The following is a 16441-nucleotide window of genomic DNA, read 5'->3' as shown; positions in this document are numbered from 1 at the left end:
TTATTTACATGCTCACCCTACGCATGCTGCGCACCCTGCAGGCCGTCGCGCGCAGTGGATCGTTCGCCACGGCCGCCGAGAAAACCGCGCTCACGCAGGCCGCCGTGAGCCTGCAGATGCGCGGGCTCGAAGAGGCGCTCGGCCGCCAGATCTTCGACCGCCGCGCGCGCCAGGTCGTGCTCACTCGCGAAGGCCGCGAGATTTGCGCGAAGGTCGAGCACATTCTGGCGCTGATCGACGAACTGCCCGCCAGTGCCGGCGACACGCTGCGCGGCTCGGTCATCATCGGCGCGGTGGTGTCGGTGATCGGTGCGCTCTCGCTGGCCGTCGCGCATCTGAAAACCGGCCACCCGGAGTTCGAAGTGCGCCTCACCTCGGCGCGTTCGAACGAACTGGCGCGCATGGTCGAAGACGGCGACGTGGACCTCGCCGTCGTGGTCGGCAGTGCCGATGGCTCGCTGCATGAATCGCTCGCGTGGACGCCGCTCTACGAAGAGCCGCTGATGCTCGTTACGAGCCGAGCCACGTCCGGCGACGATGCGCGCCGCATCCTGCGCGAGCGCAGCTTCCTGCGCTTCGACCGGCGCGTGCCGACTGGCGTCGTGATCGACCACGCACTGACCGAGCTAGGCATCGAACCGCTCGAATATCTGGAGCTGAACTCGATTGAAACGATCGTCTCGCTGGTGCGCAACGACGTGGGCGTGAGCGTGCTGCCCGTTCTGCAAGGCGGCAAATGGCAAAGCGATCCGAACTTGCGGCTCGTGCCGCTGCCTGGCCGGCCATTCATCCGCTCGGTGGGCATGATTCACCGGAAAGCGCACAAGCCAACGTTGCTGACACAAACGATTGCAGACATGTTGCGTCGGTGACAGAACGCGTTGCTGCGACCTGCCACGCCAATCGCGTAAGCTGACGTCGTTGCACGCTCACTCGCGAAGCCTCGCGCTTCGCGCCTCGAAGCGGGATCGACACGGAAAAGCGAACGCTCCATGCAAAGATCGCTCATCGCTGTGGCTGCAAACGGATTGCCGGAACTGAGCGCCATGATGTTGCGGCTATGCGCCGTCGCGCTGGCCACGTGTCTTGCCGCGTGTCAGGAATTGCCGCCGCTCGGCGAGCGCACGCAAACCACGGCGCTCACGGCAGAGCAAGCGCGGTCGACTCAACTTGGCGCCGCCGTAGCGGCCGAACTCGCCACCCATCCCGACTTCACCGGCGTCGACCCGCTCCAGAACCCGCTCGACGCCTTCGCTTCGCGCGTGGCGCTCGTGCGCGCCGCCCAGCGTACGCTGGACGTCCAGTACTACATCTGGCGCGACGACCTCACCGGCACGCTGTTGCTCGAAGAACTGCGCGAGGCCGCCGACCGCGGCGTGCGCGTGCGCCTGCTGCTCGACGACAACGGTATTCCGTCCTCGCTGGACCCTACGCTTGCCGCGCTGAACGTGCACCCGAACATCGAGGTTCGCCTCTTCAATCCGTTCGTCACGCGCAGGCCTAAATACATTGGCTTCGTTACCGACTTCTCGCGCCTGAACCGGCGCATGCACAACAAGTCGCTCACGGCGGACGGCGTCGCGACCATTCTGGGCGGCCGCAATGTCGGCGACGAATATTATGGCGCGACCGACGGCGTGGTGTTCGCCGATCTCGACGTGCTGGCCATCGGTCCCGCCGCCACCGACGTCGCGCACGACTTCGACCGCTACTGGGCGAGCGCCTCGTCATACCCCGCGTCGCAAATCCTGCCGTACACGGCGCCCGATGCGCTCGCGACGCTCGATCGCGCAGCGCTTGCCGCGCGCACGGATCCTGCCGCGGCCGAATACATCGAATCGCTGCGCAAGACCACCGACGTGCGCCGCCTGCTGGACGGCACGTTGCCGCTCGAATGGGCGAAGACGCAACTGGTCAGCGACGACCCGGCGAAAGCGCTAGGCACGGCGCCCAAGGACACGCTCATCCTGAGCCAGCTCCACGAGATAGTCGGCGATCCGCATCGTGAACTCGATCTGGTTTCGCCGTACTTCGTGCCGGGCAAAGTGGGCACGGAATACTTCACCCAGCTCGCCGCGCAGGGCGTGACCGTGCGCGTGCTGACGAACTCGCTCGAAGCCACCGACGTTTCCGCCGTCCATTCCGGCTATGCGCGGCGCCGCGTGGCGCTGCTCGAAGGCGGCGTGGAGCTGTTCGAACTGCGGCGCGCGGCCGGCACCGGTAAATACAGTGGCAAAGCCGCGGGCAGTGGTCCTTTCGGCAGTTCGGGCTCGAGCCTGCACGCCAAGACCTTCGCGGTGGACGCCGAGCGCGTATTCGTCGGCTCGGTGAATTTCGACCCGCGCTCGGCCAACCTCAATACCGAACTCGGGCTCGTAATCGACAGCCCCGTGCTCGCCACCCAGATCGAAAAAGCGTTCTGGACGCGCGTGCCGCAGCTCGCCTATCAGGCGCACCTCGACGAAAACGGCAAGCTCTACTGGACGCGCCTTGACGGCGAGACGGTCGTTCGCTACGACACCGAGCCGAACACCGCATGGAACCAGCGCCTGACCGTCTGGTTCTTCTCCATCCTGCCTATCGAGTGGCTGTTGTAGGCAGGCCAGGTCACGGCCGGCGACGCATCGGCATCGAGAGGGTTATCCCCTATTTCGTCAAAGTTGTCTATTCAACATGATGCGGACATCCCCCTTATCCGGAGCCGTCCGTGGCCATGCCTGAATCCGTCGCCAGCCTCGAAACCGATGGCCGCAAGATCCTCGAAACACGCTCGATCGACTACATCCCCGATGCGGAGCGCCACGGTCGTCTGTTCAGCCAGTTCACGCTCTGGCTTTCCGCGAACCTGCAAGTCACGGCGATCATTACCGGCGCGTTGGCCGTCGTGCTCGGCGGCGATGTTTTCTGGTCGCTCATCGCACTGTTGATTGGACAACTCATCGGCGGCGCGGTCATGGCGCTGCACGGCGCGCAGGGTCCGCAGCTCGGCCTGCCGCAGATGATCTCGAGCCGCGTGCAATTCGGCGTCTACGGCGCGGCCATTCCGATCGTGCTGGTTTGCATCATGTACGTCGGCTTTTCCGCCAGCGGCACGGTGCTCGCCGGTCAGGCCACCGCGCAATTGCTCAACGTTTCCGATACGGCGGGCATCTGCCTGTTCGCGGCACTCATTGTCGTGCTGACGCTGCTTGGCTATCGCTCGATTCATTTCGTCGGCCGCGTTGCCAGCGTGATCGGCGTGCTCGCGTTCATGTTCATGTTCGCGCAGCTCTTCGCGCACCACGACGTCGGCACACTGCTGGCCAACCGCCATTTTTCGATTGCCAGCTTCCTGCTTTCCATGTCGCTTTCGGCGTCGTGGCAGATCGCATTCGGCCCCTACGTTGCCGATTATTCGCGCTACTTGCCGCGCTCGACTTCGCCCGCGCGCACGTTCCTCGCGGTCGGGCTCGGCTCGGTGATCGGCGCGCAGGCCGCGATGGTGTTCGGCGTGTTCGCCGCCGCACTCGCGGGCCACGCATTCGCGCATCACGAAGTGGCTTATATCGTCGGCCTTGGCGCGAGCGGCGCCGTGGCCGCGATGCTCTACTTCAGCATCGCCTTCGGCAAGCTCACCGTCACCACGCTCAACGCGTACGGCAGCTTCATGTCGATGGCGACGATCGTGAGCGCGTTTCGCGCGAAGCGCGCGATCTCCACGCGCCATCGTTTCGTCTACATCGTCGGCATGGTCGGCATCTCGACGCTCGTCGCACTCGCGGGCCGTCACTCGTTTCTCAAGGAGTTCACGGCGTTCATCCTGTTTTTGCTGGCGTTCTTCACGCCGTGGAGCGCGATCAATCTCGTGGACTTTTATTGCTTCACACGCTCGCGCTACGACGTACCGGCGCTCTCGAACCCAGATGGCCGTTATGGCCGCTGGAACGTGAAGGCCATTGGCATCTACGTGCTCGGCGTGCTCGTGCAACTGCCGTTCATCTCGACGAGCTTCTATACGGGGCCCTTCGTCGATGCACTCGGCGGCACGGACATCTCGTGGATTCTCGGCCTGATCGTGCCGGGCGCGCTCTATTACGTCGCCATGCGTCTCACGCCGGCGGTGATTCCCGAACGCCTGATCCTGCCGGTCGAGCAGGAATAAGAAAGGCGGCGCAAAGCGCCGCCTTTCCCTCATCGAGCCCAATACGCTGCGGCGAACGTCAGACCGCAGCGTCGTTCATCTGCTGAATGGCCTCCAGCGCGCCGCCCACCATCTCGCGCAGCACGGGCTGGACTTTCTGCGCAAGCGCGGGAACGTAATCGAACGGCGCCGCTTCGTTCATGTAGACGGACTGGCACATCTCCAGCTGGATCGCATGCACGCCGTCGTGCGGCGCGCCGAAATGGCGCGTGATGTAGCCGCCTTTGAAGCGGCCGTTCGCGATCCACGTATAGCCGCTTGCCGCCGCCGCGCGTTCCGCGCGCGCCTGCACTGCGGCGTTCACCGTGCGTCCGTCCTGGGTGCCGATGTTCAGGTCGGGCAGTTTGTTGTCGAACAGACGCGGCAGCACGCTCGCAATCGAATGCGCCTCCCACAGCAGCACATTCGCGTGCGCTGCGCGCAGGCGCTTCAGTTCAGCGGCGAGCGTATCGTGATATGGCTGCCAGAATGCCTGCACGCGGCGTTGGCGTTCCGCCGCGTCGGGCACACAGCCTTCGCGGTAGAGGGGCTCGCCGCGAAACGTTTCGGTCGGGCACAGCGACGTGGTGGTCTGGCCGGGATAGAGGCTCTCGTCGTTCGGCGGCCGGTTCAGGTCGATCACATAGCGCGACACGCGCGCGCCGAGCACGGTCGCGCCCAGTTCCTTCGCAAACGCGTAAAGGCGATCGAGATGCCAGTCCGTATCGGCGACGGTCAGCGCCACGTCCGTGTACTCGCCGTGCATCGCGGCGGGGATGTGCGTGCCCAGATGCGGGATCGAAATGATAAGCGGCGCCGTGCCGCGTTCCAGCGAAAAGATATCGGTCATCGAAAGTAGTCTCGTGAATGGCGTGTGCTTTCGGGTCTGCGTTTAATCCTCGGCCAGCAGTCTGGCGAGCGCCGCGCGATAGTCTGCGTAAAGGCGCGCTTCATCGCGATGGCGGCGCGCCTCCACGACCTTCACGCCGCCCGTGTAGACGTCGAGCACCGGCGTTTCGCCATGCTCGCAAAAGACGACCGACGAAAGCCACGTGAGCGGCTTTTGCCCAGCCAGATTCGGATGCTCGGCGTCGAGCACGATCCAGTCGGCGCGCGCGCCTTCCTTCAATGCACCGACCTTGCGCCCGGTCGCCTGCGCGCCGCCTGCGAGCGCGCCATCGAAGAGCCGGTCCGCCACTTGCGCTTGATGCGGCGCGGCCAGCACGTTGCGCTCGCGCCGCGCGAGCCGCTGACCGTATTCGAGCAAGCGAAGCTCTGCGCGCCAGTCCACGCCGATATGGCTGTCCGAGCCCACACCGAACGCGCCGCCCGCATCGAGATACTCGCGCGCGGGGAAAATGCCGTCACCGAGATTCGCTTCGGTCGTGAGGCACAGGCCCGCAATCGCGCCGCTTCGCGCAAGCGCGGCGGTCTCGCGCGCATCGACATGGGTAGCGTGAACAAGGCACCAACGCGCGCTCACGTCGAAACGGTCGAGCAGCCATTGCACCGGCCTCGCACCCTCGGTCGCGAGGCATGCCTCGACTTCGGCCGTTTGCTCGGCAATGTGAATATGCACCGGCGCGCCCGGAAGCGTGCGGTCGAGACCTTCCAGTAGCGTACGCAACGAATCGTGCGAAACGGCGCGCAGCGAGTGCGGCGCGACGCCGTAGCGCAATGCGCCATGCTCGGGACGCCATTCGCGCAGCGACTCGACGATGCCAAGCAATTGTTCCGGCGTGTTGATGAAACGGCGCTGATCGTCGCGCGGCGCCTGCGCGCCGAAGCCGCTGTACTGATAGAGCACGGGCAGCATCGTCATGCCGATGCCGCTCACGTCCGCCGCGTCCACCACGCGTTGCGCCAGTTCGGCGGGGCTCGCATAGCGCTGGCCATCCTTGCCGTGATGCACGTAGTGGAACTCGCAAACGGACGTGTAACCCGCCTTCAGCATCTCGACATAGAGCCAGCGCGCGATCGCGCCGAGATCGTCGGGCGTGATGCGCGCGGCGAAGCGGTACATCAGATCGCGCCAGCTCCAGAAGCTGTCGGTGGGATTCGCGCGATATTCGGTCAGACCCGCCATGGCGCGCTGAAACGCATGCGAATGAAGATTAGGCATGCCAGGCGTAATCGGACCTGCCGCACGAGCGACGCCCTGAGGCGCCTGCGCGAGATCAGGCGTCACGCTGCGCAGCGTGCCCGCCGCGTCCCATTCGAGCAGCACGTTGCGGCGCCAGCCGTCGGGCAAATACGCGTGCCCGGCGAAGAGCGCGCGTGAAGTCGGATTCGTTTCGATGGTGTGATTCATGCGTGAAAATAGCGCTCAAACGCGACGCTCGAATGCGCGACGCTCAAAGACGGTCTCGCCGCCGCGCACCACCCGTGCGCAGAGCGGACGCCCGATCCAGTAGGCCAGTTCGGCAAGCGACTGCACCGTCCACACGGCGAAGTCCGCGGGACGGCCAACCGCGAGCGTGCCATGACGCCCGGCGTCGCCGAATGCCTGCGCGGCGTGCCGCGTCACGCCCTGCAACACTTCGGGCACGGTCATGCGGAACAGCGTGGTCGCCATGTTCATCATGAGCAGCAGCGAGGTCGTGGGCGACGTGCCGGGATTGCTGTCGGTGGAAATGGCGATCGGCACCTCGTAGCGCCGCAGCAAATCGAGCGGCGGGAGTTGCGTTTCGCGGATGAAGTAGTACGCGCCCGGCAGCAGCACCGCCACCGTGCCCGCTTCTTTCATGGCGGCAACGCCCGCTTCGTCGAGAAACTCCAGATGATCGGCCGACAACGCGCCGTGACGTGCGGCGAGCGCCGCGCCGCCGCTATTGGAAAGCTGCTCGGCGTGCATCTTGACCGCGAGCTTGCGCCGCGCGGCCGCTTCGAACACGCGCTCGCTCTGCGCGAGCGAGAAGCCGATGCGTTCGCAGAACACGTCGACGGCGTCCACGAGCCCTTCATCGGCGAGTGCGGGGAGCATGCGCTCGCACACTTCGTCGATATAGTCGTCGGCGCGGCCCGCGAACTCGGGCGGCAACGCATGCGCGCCGAGGAACGTCGTGCGCACCGTGACCGGATAGCGTTCGCCAAGCTGACGCGCGACGCGCAGCATCTTGCGTTCGCTCGCCAGATCGAGGCCATAGCCCGACTTGATTTCGACGGCCGTCACGCCTTCGGCGAGCAACGCTTCGAGGCGCGCTGCCGACTGCGCGAACAGCGTGGCTTCATCGGCTGCGCGCGTGGCGCGCACTGTCGAGACGATGCCGCCACCCTGGCGCGCGATTTCTTCGTAGCTCACGCCTGCGAGACGCTGCGCGAATTCATCGGCGCGCTGACCGCCGTAAACGAGGTGCGTGTGGCAATCCACGAGACCGGGCGTGACCCAGGCGCCGCCCAGGTCCTCGCGCGGCCACTCGGCGAACTGCGCGGGCAACTCGGCGGCGGCGCCGAGCCACGCGATCTTGCCGTCTTCCACGGCAATCGCCGCGTGCTCGACGGTGTGACCCGGGTCGCCATGCGGGCACAGTTTGAGGTTTTGCCAGAGGGTGCGTTTCATCAGGTGTGCACAGCATCGCGCGATGCCGTTTCCGTAGTGTCTTGCTGTGGCGCGTCCAGCACATCCAGCGCTACGGCGAGCAAAGCGCCCGCGCCGCGCGTTTCGATGTGCAAGGGCGATTGCGCGTCGTGCGTATCGATGCGCAGCGTGTCGCCCGCTTCGAGGCGCACGTGGCGCTCAGCATCCACGCGCACGTCCTGCCCGCCTTGCGCGCAGTACAGCAATACCGTTTGCGCATGCAGGCTGCGCCGGCCGCTTTCGCGCCACACTTCGAGCGTGCCGCGTGCCGCACCGCGGCGCACCATCAGGTTGAAGTCGCGTGTGGCGCCGTTCACGAGGCGCGCGTCGATCTCGGCTTCCCCCGCGAATCGCGCGACGTCGAGGGGTTGCGTGAGCGCATGCGTGCGGCCCGCTTCGTCGAGCAGCATGCCCGCCCCTTCGAGCAGCACCAGCGTACGATCGACGCCGTCGAAACGCGAGAACGGCCCCGCCTGCGCGACATCGGCCACGCTCACGCGCCACGCGAACGTGTCGAGCGACGCGCCAGCGTGCGAGACCCCATGCGCCACGGCGATTTCGCGCGTAACGCCACCGCCGTTCTTCCACGGCGACGCCACGAGCGCCGCGCCACGCAGCAGCGTGAGCCTCGCTGCCTGCACAGCACCGCCTACCACTTTTGCGCCGCTCATCGGCCAAGCATCGGCAGCTTGAGGCCGGCCTCGCGCGCGGTCTGCTGCGCGAGTTCGTAGCCGGCATCCGCGTGGCGCATCACGCCCGTGGCCGGGTCGTTGTGCAGCACGCGGCCCAGACGCTCGTGCGCCGCCTGCGTGCCGTCCGCCACGATCACCACGCCCGAGTGCTGCGAGAAGCCCATGCCCACGCCGCCGCCGTGGTGCAGCGAGACCCACGACGCACCGCCCGCCGTGTTCAGCAGCGCGTTGAGCAGCGGCCAGTCGCTCACCGCGTCCGAGCCGTCCTTCATCGATTCCGTTTCGCGGTTCGGGCTTGCGACCGAGCCGGTATCGAGGTGGTCGCGGCCGATCACGATCGGCGCCTTCAGTTCGCCGTTCTTGACCATTTCGTTGAACGCCTGGCCCAGACGATAACGATCCTTCACGCCTACCCAGCAGATACGCGCCGGCAGGCCCTGGAACGCGATGCGCTCACGCGCCATGTCGAGCCAGTTGTGCAGATGCGGATCGTCGGGAATCAGCTCCTTGACCTTGGCGTCGGTCTTGTAGATGTCCTCAGGATCGCCCGAGAGCGCCACCCAGCGGAACGGCCCCTTGCCCTCGCAGAACAGCGGACGGATATACGCCGGCACGAAGCCCGGGAAGTCAAACGCGTTTTCCACGCCCATTTCCAGTGCCATCTGGCGGATGTTGTTGCCGTAGTCGAGCGTGGCCGCGCCGCGTTCCTGCAGCGTGAGCATCGCGCGCACCTGGTTCGCCATCGATTCCTTCGCGACCTTCACGATCGTTTCGGGCGCAACCTTCTGCGCTTCGCGCCACTGCGCCACCGTCCAGTCCTGCGGCAGATAGCCGTTGATCGGGTCGTGCGCGCTCGTCTGGTCCGTCACGCAGTCCGGCGTGATGCCGCGCTTCACGAACTCGGCGAACACGTCGGCGGCATTGCCGAGCAGGCCCACCGAAACCGGCTTGCCCGTTTGCTTCGCTTCCTCGACGATGGCGAGCGCCTCGTCGATGGTCTTCGCCTTGCGGTCCACGTAGCGCGTCTTCAGGCGGAAGTCGATGCGCGTCTCGTCGCACTCCACCGCGATCATCGAGAAGCCCGCCATCGTCGCCGCGAGCGGCTGTGCGCCGCCCATGCCGCCAAGACCGCCCGTGAGAATCCAGCGGCCCTTCGGGTTGCCGTTGAAGTGCTGGTTCGCGACCGAATAGAACGTCTCGTACGTGCCCTGCACGATGCCCTGCGAGCCGATATAGATCCAGCTGCCCGCCGTCATCTGGCCGTACATCATGAGGCCCTTGCGGTCCAGTTCGTGGAAATGCTCCCACGTGGCCCAGTGCGGCACGAGGTTCGAGTTCGCGAGCAGCACGCGCGGTGCATCCGCATGCGTACGGAACACGCCCACGGGCTTGCCCGACTGGATCAGCAGCGTTTCGTCTTCGTTCAGGTCCTTGAGCGAGGCGAGGATCTGGTCGAAGCACGCCCAGTTGCGCGCGGCGCGGCCAATGCCGCCGTACACCACGAGCGCGTGCGGATGCTCGGCGACTTCGGGGTCCAGATTATTCTGGATCATCCGGTAGGCGGCTTCCGCCAGCCAGGTCTTGCAAACCTTCTCGCTGCCGCGCGGCGCGCGGATCGTGCGGGTCGGGTCGAGGCGGGGATCGGTGAAGTTCGGGTGGTTCATGGCGTTTTTTCGAGTCCGTCGAGTCTGGATAGCAAGCTGAAGGGCCGCGCCCGCGCAGGGGGAATGAGCGCTGCAACGTGGACTAAGTCTAACGCCGCCAAGTTGTATATACAACTCGTTTCGATCAAACACGGGTTAGTAGTTACCCTGGCGTATTTGCGCGAATATCCGGATTTGGCGCAACCAATCGGTAAGTGGATCGCGAGGCGTGTTGCCTAGACAAGACGACAGCAAACGCCTGGCGGTGGCGCAAGGCGTATCGGCGCGGCCGGGCGGCCCCGCACGGACCAGAAGGAGGGTTCGAGGAAAAACGGATTTGGGAGGGCTGGCTACGCCTCAAGCGGCAAAGCGCCCTCTAACGCAGGGCGAACGGCAGGCTATGCAATACGGGGAACGAACAGCGGCTACCGCCTCAAACCGTACCCGCCAGATGAAACCGCGAAGCCGGATGCCACAGGCGCACGGAGGTCGCCACATGCCGCCCTACCCACGTGCGCCGCAGCAACAGCAGGCAAGGCTCGCCGATTTCCATCTCCAGATACTGCCGCACGCGCGCGTCGGGCTTCTGCGCGTAGATGCGGAATTCGGCGCGCTGGATCGGCGCGAGGCGCACCATGTAGTGATTCGGCGTTTCGACGGTGAAGTCCTGGGCGAGGTAGTCGGGAAACACCTCGGGGTTCACGTAGCGGTCTTCGTACTGGATCGGCTCGCCCTCCTCGCTGTGCACGATGCGCGAGTGGAACACCGGCCCGGCGCCGAGTTCGAGCGCGGCGATCGCGTTCGGATCGTCGCTCGCTTCGAGCCCCAGCACGCGCGCCGCATGCCGATGACCGCGCGCCGCGATTTCGTCGGCGATATTGCGGATCTGCAGCACGGTCGATTCGTACTGGCGCGGCGCCACGTAAGTACCCGAGCCGCGCACGCGATTGAGCACCCCTTCGGCCATCAGCTCGCGCAGCGCGCGCGACACCGTCATGCGCGCCACACCGAACTCTTTCACCAGTTCCGTTTCGGAAGGCACCACGTCGCCGGGCCGCAAGGCGCCGCTTTCGATCTGCGCGAGCACATGGCGCTTGATCTGCTCATAGGCGGGCAACGGGGCACTGCCGACCGTCTTCTTTTGCATGGTCTCGATCTTCGAATGAACGGGTGGTTGCCAGAGCGAACCTGCGCGGCGCGACGCGGCGCAGCGGCTTCGGGCGGCCACATTGTACCGCCCCTTAAAGCACGGCCGCGTGCGGGCTGCGAGGCTGCACGACCTGGCCGAGATACGCCGCGCCGCCTGCTATGCGGGCACCGCCGCCAGCGCCGGCTGCCAGCGCGCGAGCACCACGCTGGCGCGCACGCCGCGCCCGTCCGCCCCGGGACTCAAGCTCACCGCACCGCGATGCGACTGCGCAATCTCGCGCACGATCGCAAGTCCGAGGCCTGTGCCCTCCGTCTGTACAGCGGCCCGGAAAAAAGGCTCGAACACGCGCGCACGGGCTTCCGCGGGAATGCCCTGGCCATCGTCGAGCACGTCGAGCGAGACCGTCTCGCCACCGGCACGGACCGACACCGTCACGTGCCCGCCCGCCGGCGTGTAGCGCAGCGCGTTGTCCACGAGATTGCTGACCATGGCGCGCAACAGCTCTCGATGGCCCTGCACGACCGCCTCGCCCGCCCCGCCCGGCAGCTCCGCGCCGAGGTCGATGCCGCGCGTCTGCGCGAGCAGCGCGAGCGCCTCCACCACCTCGCGCGCGAGCTGCGCCATGTCGACGGGCGCGGCCGGCAACTGCGCGGGGTCCAGCGCTTCGGCCTGCGCGAGCAGCAGCAACTGGTTCGTGAGCGCGACCATCGAGCGATTGCTCACGTGCATGGCCGCCAGCACTTCATCGAGCGCGGGATCGACGGCCTTTTGCTGACGCGCGTATTGCAATTGCGTGCCCAGCAGCGTGAGCGGCGTACGCAACTGATGCGCGGCGTCGGCAATGAAACGGCGCTGCGCCGCCGTCTGCGCCGAGAGGCGCGCAATGCATTGATTGATTGCGTCCACAACGGGCCGCAGTTCGACGTGCAGCCCTTCGGCGCGGATCGGTTCGAGGTGCGAAGGATCGCGATCGGCTACGTCGTTCTTGAGCTTCATGAGCGGACGCAGCTCGATCGTGAGGCCGATGCAGGCCAACGCCACCGCCAGCATGACCATGCCGATCTGGCGATAAAGCTGGGGACGCCACAACGCCTCCACCATCGCGTCGCGCGAGCGCTCGGTCTTGCCAACCGACACGCGCACGCGCCAGATGCGGCCGTTGTCGTACATGGAGCGCACCACGCTCACGGCACGCACGGCCTGGCCGCGCAGCTCGGCGTCGTACGACACGGGGGAATCGACGGCGGGCGGCGAGGCCGCGTGCGGAAAATCGGGCATGCCCGCGAGCAGCGAACCGCCCTCCACGCGCACGTTGTAGAACACCTGATCCTGCTGCGGCGAGGCGAAGAGTTCGAGCGCGGCGGGCGGCACGTCGGCGCGCAACGCGCCATCGGCCCATTGCACGGAACCGGCGATCATGCGCGCGGAAGAAAGCAGCCGGCCGTCTTGCACGAGATCGGCGGTATGGCGCGCGGCGCGATACTCGGAAGTCGCCGTGAAGCTCACGTACAGCGCGAGCGGCACGAGCATCCACCACAACAGGCGAATACGCAGGCTACCCGTCATAGGGTTTCATCCTTCCTGCGCAGCAAATAACCAAGACCCCGCAGCGTCACGATCACGGCCGAGCTGCCTTCGAGCTTCTTGCGCAGCCGCGAGACGTAGATTTCGATGGCGTCCTCGCTGGGTTCGTCGGCGAGCGTGAAGATCGCATCGACGAGCGCGGACTTCGACACGGTCTGCCCGAGGCGCAGCGCCAGTGTTTCGAGCACCGTGCGCTCGCGCGGCGTGACGTTCAGCGGTGCGCCCTTCAGCGTGAACTGGCGCGTATTGAGGTCGAACACGAGGTCCCCGCAGCCGATTTCATTCGCGCGCGCGGGCGTTTGCCGGCGAATCAGCACCTTGATGCGCGCCACCAGTTCGCGCACCTCGAAGGGCTTGACGAGATAGTCGTCGGCGCCCGCGCCGAGCAGCTCTACCTTTTCGTCGATCGAGCCGCTCGCCGTGAGCACCATCACGGGCGTCGCGTCGCCGCGCTGGCGCAGCCGCCGCAGCACGTTCTTGCCCGAGAGCTTCGGCAAATTGAGGTCGAGCAGCACGACGTCGTAGCGATTGGACTGCAGCAACTGATCGGCGGCTTCGCCGTCCTGCACGGCGTCGAAGGCGAACGCCTGCTCCTCCAGCGTCTTGACGAGCCAGTGCGCAAGCGTGGGATTGTCTTCGATCAGCAGCAACTTCATGGGCGGCGCGTGCGAGAGGCGAGGGTTGCGGGGGAATCGATTGTGCCGTTGCCGGCGCGTCGCCGCCCTGCGGGTTAACACGGACGATTTTGCACGGCGCTAGAAGGCTGGCAGAAGGCTTACAGTTTTTATAATCGGCTCCATCCATCAAAAAGCGCCCGCATGCACGGCGCACTTCCTTCAGGAGACTCCACGATGCCTACCTTGCGCCAGATCGCCGCCGTATCGAGTGTCGCGTTCGCCCTTGCTGCCGGCTCCACGGCTGCCCACGCGGAAAAGATCACGATCATGGTTGGCGGCGCAACCAAGATCATCTATCTCCCCGCCAAGCTGACCGAACAGCTCGGCTACTTCAAGGACGAAGGCCTCGACGTCGAGTTGCAGTCGCAGCCGGCCGGCGTCGATGCGGAGAACGAACTGCTCGCGGGCGCGGTGCAAGGCGTGGTGGGCTTCTACGATCACACCATCGACCTGCAGAGCAAGGGCAAGGAAGTGCAAACGCTCGTGGTGTTCGGCCAGGTGCCGGGCGAAGTGGAAATGGTCTCGAACGGCGCGGCTGGCACGCTCAAGAGCATGGCCGACGTGAAGGGTAAAACGCTCGGCGTGACGGGCCTCGGCTCATCGACGAGCTTCCTCACGCAGTACCTCGCGCAGCGCTCGGGCGTGCCCGCCAATCAGTACACGCTGCTGCCGGTGGGCGCGGACAACACCTTTATCGCGGCGATCAAGCAGAACCGTATCGACGCGGGCATGACCACGGAGCCTACCGTTTCGCGTCTGCTGCAAACCGGCGACGCCAAGGTGCTCGTCGACATGCGCACGCTCGAAGGCACGCGCGCCGCGCTCGGCGGCACCTACCCCGCTTCGAGCTTCTACGTGCAGCGCGCCTGGGCGCAGTCGCACAAGGACGACGCGACGAAGCTCGCACACGCCTTCTCGCGCACGCTCAACTTCATCGCCACGCACAGCGCCGACGAAATCGCCGCGAAGATGCCGAAGGACTATTACGGCAACAATAAGGACCTCTATGTGTCCGCGCTGAAGTCCTCGCTGCCGATGTTCACCAAGGACGGCCGCATGCCCGCGGACGGCCCGGATACGGTGCTCAAGGTGCTTTCGGCGTTCAACCCTTCGGTGAAGGGCAAGCACATCGACCTCGCGAAGACTTACTCGAACGACTACCTGCCGGCGACGACCGCCACGGCGTCGAAATAAGCCGCCTGATCGGCTAAACCCCGGCCCCACGTTCTGCCCACAGAGACCATGACTTCCTCCCATTCCCAAGGCACGCCGGCCATCGAGCTGCGCAACGTGTCGTGCCGCTTCATTTCACCGGACGGCAAGGCGACCGTCGCCCTGCGCGACTTCAGCATGTCGGTCGCGCGCGGCGAGTTCGTCGCGATTGTCGGGCCCACGGGCTGCGGCAAGTCCACCACGCTCAGCATGATCACGGGCCTGCTCAAACCCACCACGGGCGAAGTGCGCGTGATGGGCGCCCCCGTGAACGGCATCGATCCGCGCATCGGCTTCGTGTTCCAGGCCGACGCCGTGTTCCCGTGGCGCTCGGTGCTCGACAACGTGGCGGCCGGCCCGCTGTATCGCGGCCGCTCGAAGTCGGCGGCCTACGACGAAGCCAACGAATGGCTGCGCCGCGTGGGCCTCGCGAACTTCGGCAAGCACTATCCGCATCAGCTTTCGGGCGGCATGAGAAAGCGCGTGGCGCTCGCGCAGACCTTCATCAACAAGCCCGAAATCCTGCTGATGGACGAGCCGTTCTCGGCGCTCGACATGCAAACGCGCACGCTCATGCAAGACGAGCTGCTGCAGCTGTGGGGCGGCACCGGGTCGGTGGTGTTCGTCACGCACGACCTGGAAGAAGCCATTGCCCTGGCCGACCGCGTGTTCGTGCTCACCGCGCGCCCGGCCACGCTCAAGAAGGTCTACGAGATCGATCTCCCGCGTCCGCGCGTGACGTCCGAAATCCGCTACGCGCCGCACTTTGTCGAACTGTCGCGCCAGATCTGGCACGACCTGCGCGAAGAAGTGCAGATCGCCTAAACCCCGGAGCCGTCCAGATATGTCCACCCCGCAACAAACCCTGCCGCAAGGCCTCGATACCGCCTCGCTCGACGCCGTCGAACGCGCCGCGCAAAAGCGCATTCGTCAGCGCCAGGCACTCGTCATTTCGCTGCGCATTCTCGTGCTCGTCGTCGTGCTCGGCGGCTGGGAGCTCGCCGCGCGCCTGAAATGGATCGATCCGTTCTTCTTCTCGATGCCCACGGCCATCTTCGACCAGATCATCGACTGGTTCGTGAACGGGACCTCGCAAGGGCCGCTGCTCACGCAGGTCTGGGTCACGCTGGAAGAAACGGGGCTCGGCTTCATCATCGGCTCGGTGGCCGGCGTGTTCTGCGGCATCGTGCTCGGCCGCAACAAGCTGCTCTCCGACGTGTTCAGCCTCTACATCAAGATCGCCAACTCGATTCCGCGCGTGGTGCTCGGTTCGGTGTTCGTGATCGCGCTGGGGCTCGGCATGGCGTCGAAGGTGGCGCTTGCCGTGGTCATGGTGTTCTTCGTGGTGTTCGCCAATGCGTTCCAGGGCGTGCGCGAAGCCGACCGCTACATGATCGCCAATGCGCAGATTCTCGGCGCGTCGCGCCGCCAGGTGACGACCTCGGTCGTGATTCCCTCGGCGCTTTCGTGGATTCTCGCAAGCCTGCACGTGAGCTTCGGCTTCGCGCTGGTGGGCGCCGTGGTCGGCGAATTCCTGGGATCGAAGCAAGGCATTGGTTTGCTGATTTCGACGGCGCAGGGCGCGTTCAACGCGAGCGGCGTGTTCGCCGCGATGATCGTGCTTGCCGTGGTCGCGCTCGCCGCCGACTATCTGCTCACCGCGCTCGAGCATCGTTTGCTCAAGTGGCGCCCTACGCCTTCGAACTGATTCTGCCGGTTCCCCTGTCCGGGCCGCGTGAGGCGCAAG

Annotated in this window: 14 protein-coding genes; 6 read left to right on the top strand and 8 right to left on the bottom strand. The window is 65.8% G+C overall.

From position 1 onward, the window contains the following. The first annotated feature begins 8 nt into the window (after window positions 1-8). The 3 genes from FAZ97_RS17850 (at window position 9) to FAZ97_RS17840 (ending at window position 4141) form a co-directional block, all read left to right on the top strand. Entirely contained in the window at window positions 9-872 is an 864-nt protein-coding gene (locus FAZ97_RS17850) for a LysR family transcriptional regulator (RefSeq protein WP_158759779.1), read from the top strand. 120 nt (window positions 873-992) lie between these two features. After that, window positions 993-2597 carry a phospholipase D family protein gene (locus FAZ97_RS17845; protein WP_407671860.1) on the top strand — a complete coding sequence of 535 codons (1605 nt, stop codon included), beginning with the start codon at window positions 993-995 and terminating at the stop codon, window positions 2595-2597. Window positions 2598-2713: 116 nt separating this feature from the next. Further along, the gene (locus FAZ97_RS17840) at window positions 2714-4141 is read left to right on the top strand and encodes a purine-cytosine permease family protein (protein WP_158759778.1); all 1428 of its coding nucleotides are present in this window, start codon (window positions 2714-2716) and stop codon (window positions 4139-4141) included. A gap of 58 nt (window positions 4142-4199) precedes the next feature. Here FAZ97_RS17840 and hutG read toward each other — a convergent pair whose 3' ends face one another. The 8 genes from hutG to FAZ97_RS17800 form a co-directional block, all read right to left on the bottom strand. Next, entirely contained in the window at window positions 4200-5009 is an 810-nt protein-coding gene (gene hutG / locus FAZ97_RS17835) for an N-formylglutamate deformylase (RefSeq protein ID WP_158759777.1), read from the bottom strand. A 42-nt stretch (window positions 5010-5051) separates the two neighbouring features. After that, entirely contained in the window at window positions 5052-6470 is a 1419-nt protein-coding gene (locus tag FAZ97_RS17830; protein WP_158759776.1) for a formimidoylglutamate deiminase, read from the bottom strand. 15 nt (window positions 6471-6485) lie between these two features. Continuing rightward, window positions 6486-7718, bottom strand: coding sequence for an imidazolonepropionase (gene hutI, locus FAZ97_RS17825; RefSeq protein WP_158759775.1), 1233 nt, complete (start codon window positions 7716-7718; stop codon window positions 6486-6488). Continuing rightward, window positions 7718-8407: a HutD/Ves family protein gene (locus FAZ97_RS17820; protein WP_158759774.1), complete on the bottom strand. Its 690-nt coding sequence runs from the start codon at window positions 8405-8407 to the stop codon at window positions 7718-7720. Before FAZ97_RS17820 ends, hutI begins: the two co-directional genes overlap by 1 nt. Further along, window positions 8404-10092, bottom strand: a complete 1689-nt coding sequence (hutU, locus tag FAZ97_RS17815) for a urocanate hydratase (protein ID WP_158759773.1) — start codon at window positions 10090-10092, stop codon at window positions 8404-8406. The genes FAZ97_RS17820 and hutU overlap by 4 nt, the downstream gene beginning before the upstream one ends. Before the next feature lie 412 nt (window positions 10093-10504). Further along, window positions 10505-11218, bottom strand: a complete 714-nt coding sequence (gene hutC, locus FAZ97_RS17810; protein WP_158759772.1) for a histidine utilization repressor — start codon at window positions 11216-11218, stop codon at window positions 10505-10507. Between the two features lie 159 nt (window positions 11219-11377). Then, window positions 11378-12787: a sensor histidine kinase gene (locus FAZ97_RS17805; protein ID WP_158759771.1), complete on the bottom strand. Its 1410-nt coding sequence runs from the start codon at window positions 12785-12787 to the stop codon at window positions 11378-11380. Next, window positions 12784-13461, bottom strand: a complete 678-nt coding sequence (locus tag FAZ97_RS17800) for a response regulator (RefSeq protein WP_158759770.1) — start codon at window positions 13459-13461, stop codon at window positions 12784-12786. Before FAZ97_RS17800 ends, FAZ97_RS17805 begins: the two co-directional genes overlap by 4 nt. Before the next feature lie 195 nt (window positions 13462-13656). Between FAZ97_RS17800 and FAZ97_RS17795 the strand changes: the two genes are divergently transcribed. The 3 genes from FAZ97_RS17795 to FAZ97_RS17785 are packed head-to-tail and all read left to right on the top strand — an operon-like array spanning window position 13657 to window position 16402. Next, entirely contained in the window at window positions 13657-14676 is a 1020-nt protein-coding gene (locus FAZ97_RS17795) for an ABC transporter substrate-binding protein (RefSeq protein WP_158759769.1), read from the top strand. A gap of 48 nt (window positions 14677-14724) precedes the next feature. Further along, entirely contained in the window at window positions 14725-15519 is a 795-nt protein-coding gene (locus FAZ97_RS17790) for an ABC transporter ATP-binding protein (protein WP_069269299.1), read from the top strand. Between the two features lie 19 nt (window positions 15520-15538). Further along, a complete protein-coding gene (locus FAZ97_RS17785; protein ID WP_158759768.1) occupies window positions 15539-16402 on the top strand; it encodes an ABC transporter permease in 864 nt (287 codons plus the stop codon). Window positions 16403-16441 lie beyond the last annotated feature (39 nt).

This window comes from Paraburkholderia acidiphila, from assembly GCF_009789655.1.
GTDB lineage: Bacteria > Pseudomonadota > Gammaproteobacteria > Burkholderiales > Burkholderiaceae > Paraburkholderia > Paraburkholderia acidiphila.
Note: the sequence above shows the minus strand (reverse complement) of the source record. Positions and strands in the feature narration are given on the sequence as shown.

Coding starts and splice junctions, on each gene's coding strand:
- FAZ97_RS17850 (WP_158759779.1), top strand. CDS start 9: ATGCTCACCCTACGCATGCTGCGCACCCTGCAGGCCGTCGCGCGCAGT.
- FAZ97_RS17845 (WP_407671860.1), top strand. CDS start 993: ATGCAAAGATCGCTCATCGCTGTGGCTGCAAACGGATTGCCGGAACTG.
- FAZ97_RS17840 (WP_158759778.1), top strand. CDS start 2,714: ATGCCTGAATCCGTCGCCAGCCTCGAAACCGATGGCCGCAAGATCCTC.
- hutG (WP_158759777.1), bottom strand. CDS start 5,009: ATGACCGATATCTTTTCGCTGGAACGCGGCACGGCGCCGCTTATCATT.
- FAZ97_RS17830 (WP_158759776.1), bottom strand. CDS start 6,470: ATGAATCACACCATCGAAACGAATCCGACTTCACGCGCGCTCTTCGCC.
- hutI (WP_158759775.1), bottom strand. CDS start 7,718: ATGAAACGCACCCTCTGGCAAAACCTCAAACTGTGCCCGCATGGCGAC.
- FAZ97_RS17820 (WP_158759774.1), bottom strand. CDS start 8,407: ATGAGCGGCGCAAAAGTGGTAGGCGGTGCTGTGCAGGCAGCGAGGCTC.
- hutU (WP_158759773.1), bottom strand. CDS start 10,092: ATGAACCACCCGAACTTCACCGATCCCCGCCTCGACCCGACCCGCACG.
- hutC (WP_158759772.1), bottom strand. CDS start 11,218: ATGCAAAAGAAGACGGTCGGCAGTGCCCCGTTGCCCGCCTATGAGCAG.
- FAZ97_RS17805 (WP_158759771.1), bottom strand. CDS start 12,787: ATGACGGGTAGCCTGCGTATTCGCCTGTTGTGGTGGATGCTCGTGCCG.
- FAZ97_RS17800 (WP_158759770.1), bottom strand. CDS start 13,461: ATGAAGTTGCTGCTGATCGAAGACAATCCCACGCTTGCGCACTGGCTC.
- FAZ97_RS17795 (WP_158759769.1), top strand. CDS start 13,657: ATGCCTACCTTGCGCCAGATCGCCGCCGTATCGAGTGTCGCGTTCGCC.
- FAZ97_RS17790 (WP_069269299.1), top strand. CDS start 14,725: ATGACTTCCTCCCATTCCCAAGGCACGCCGGCCATCGAGCTGCGCAAC.
- FAZ97_RS17785 (WP_158759768.1), top strand. CDS start 15,539: ATGTCCACCCCGCAACAAACCCTGCCGCAAGGCCTCGATACCGCCTCG.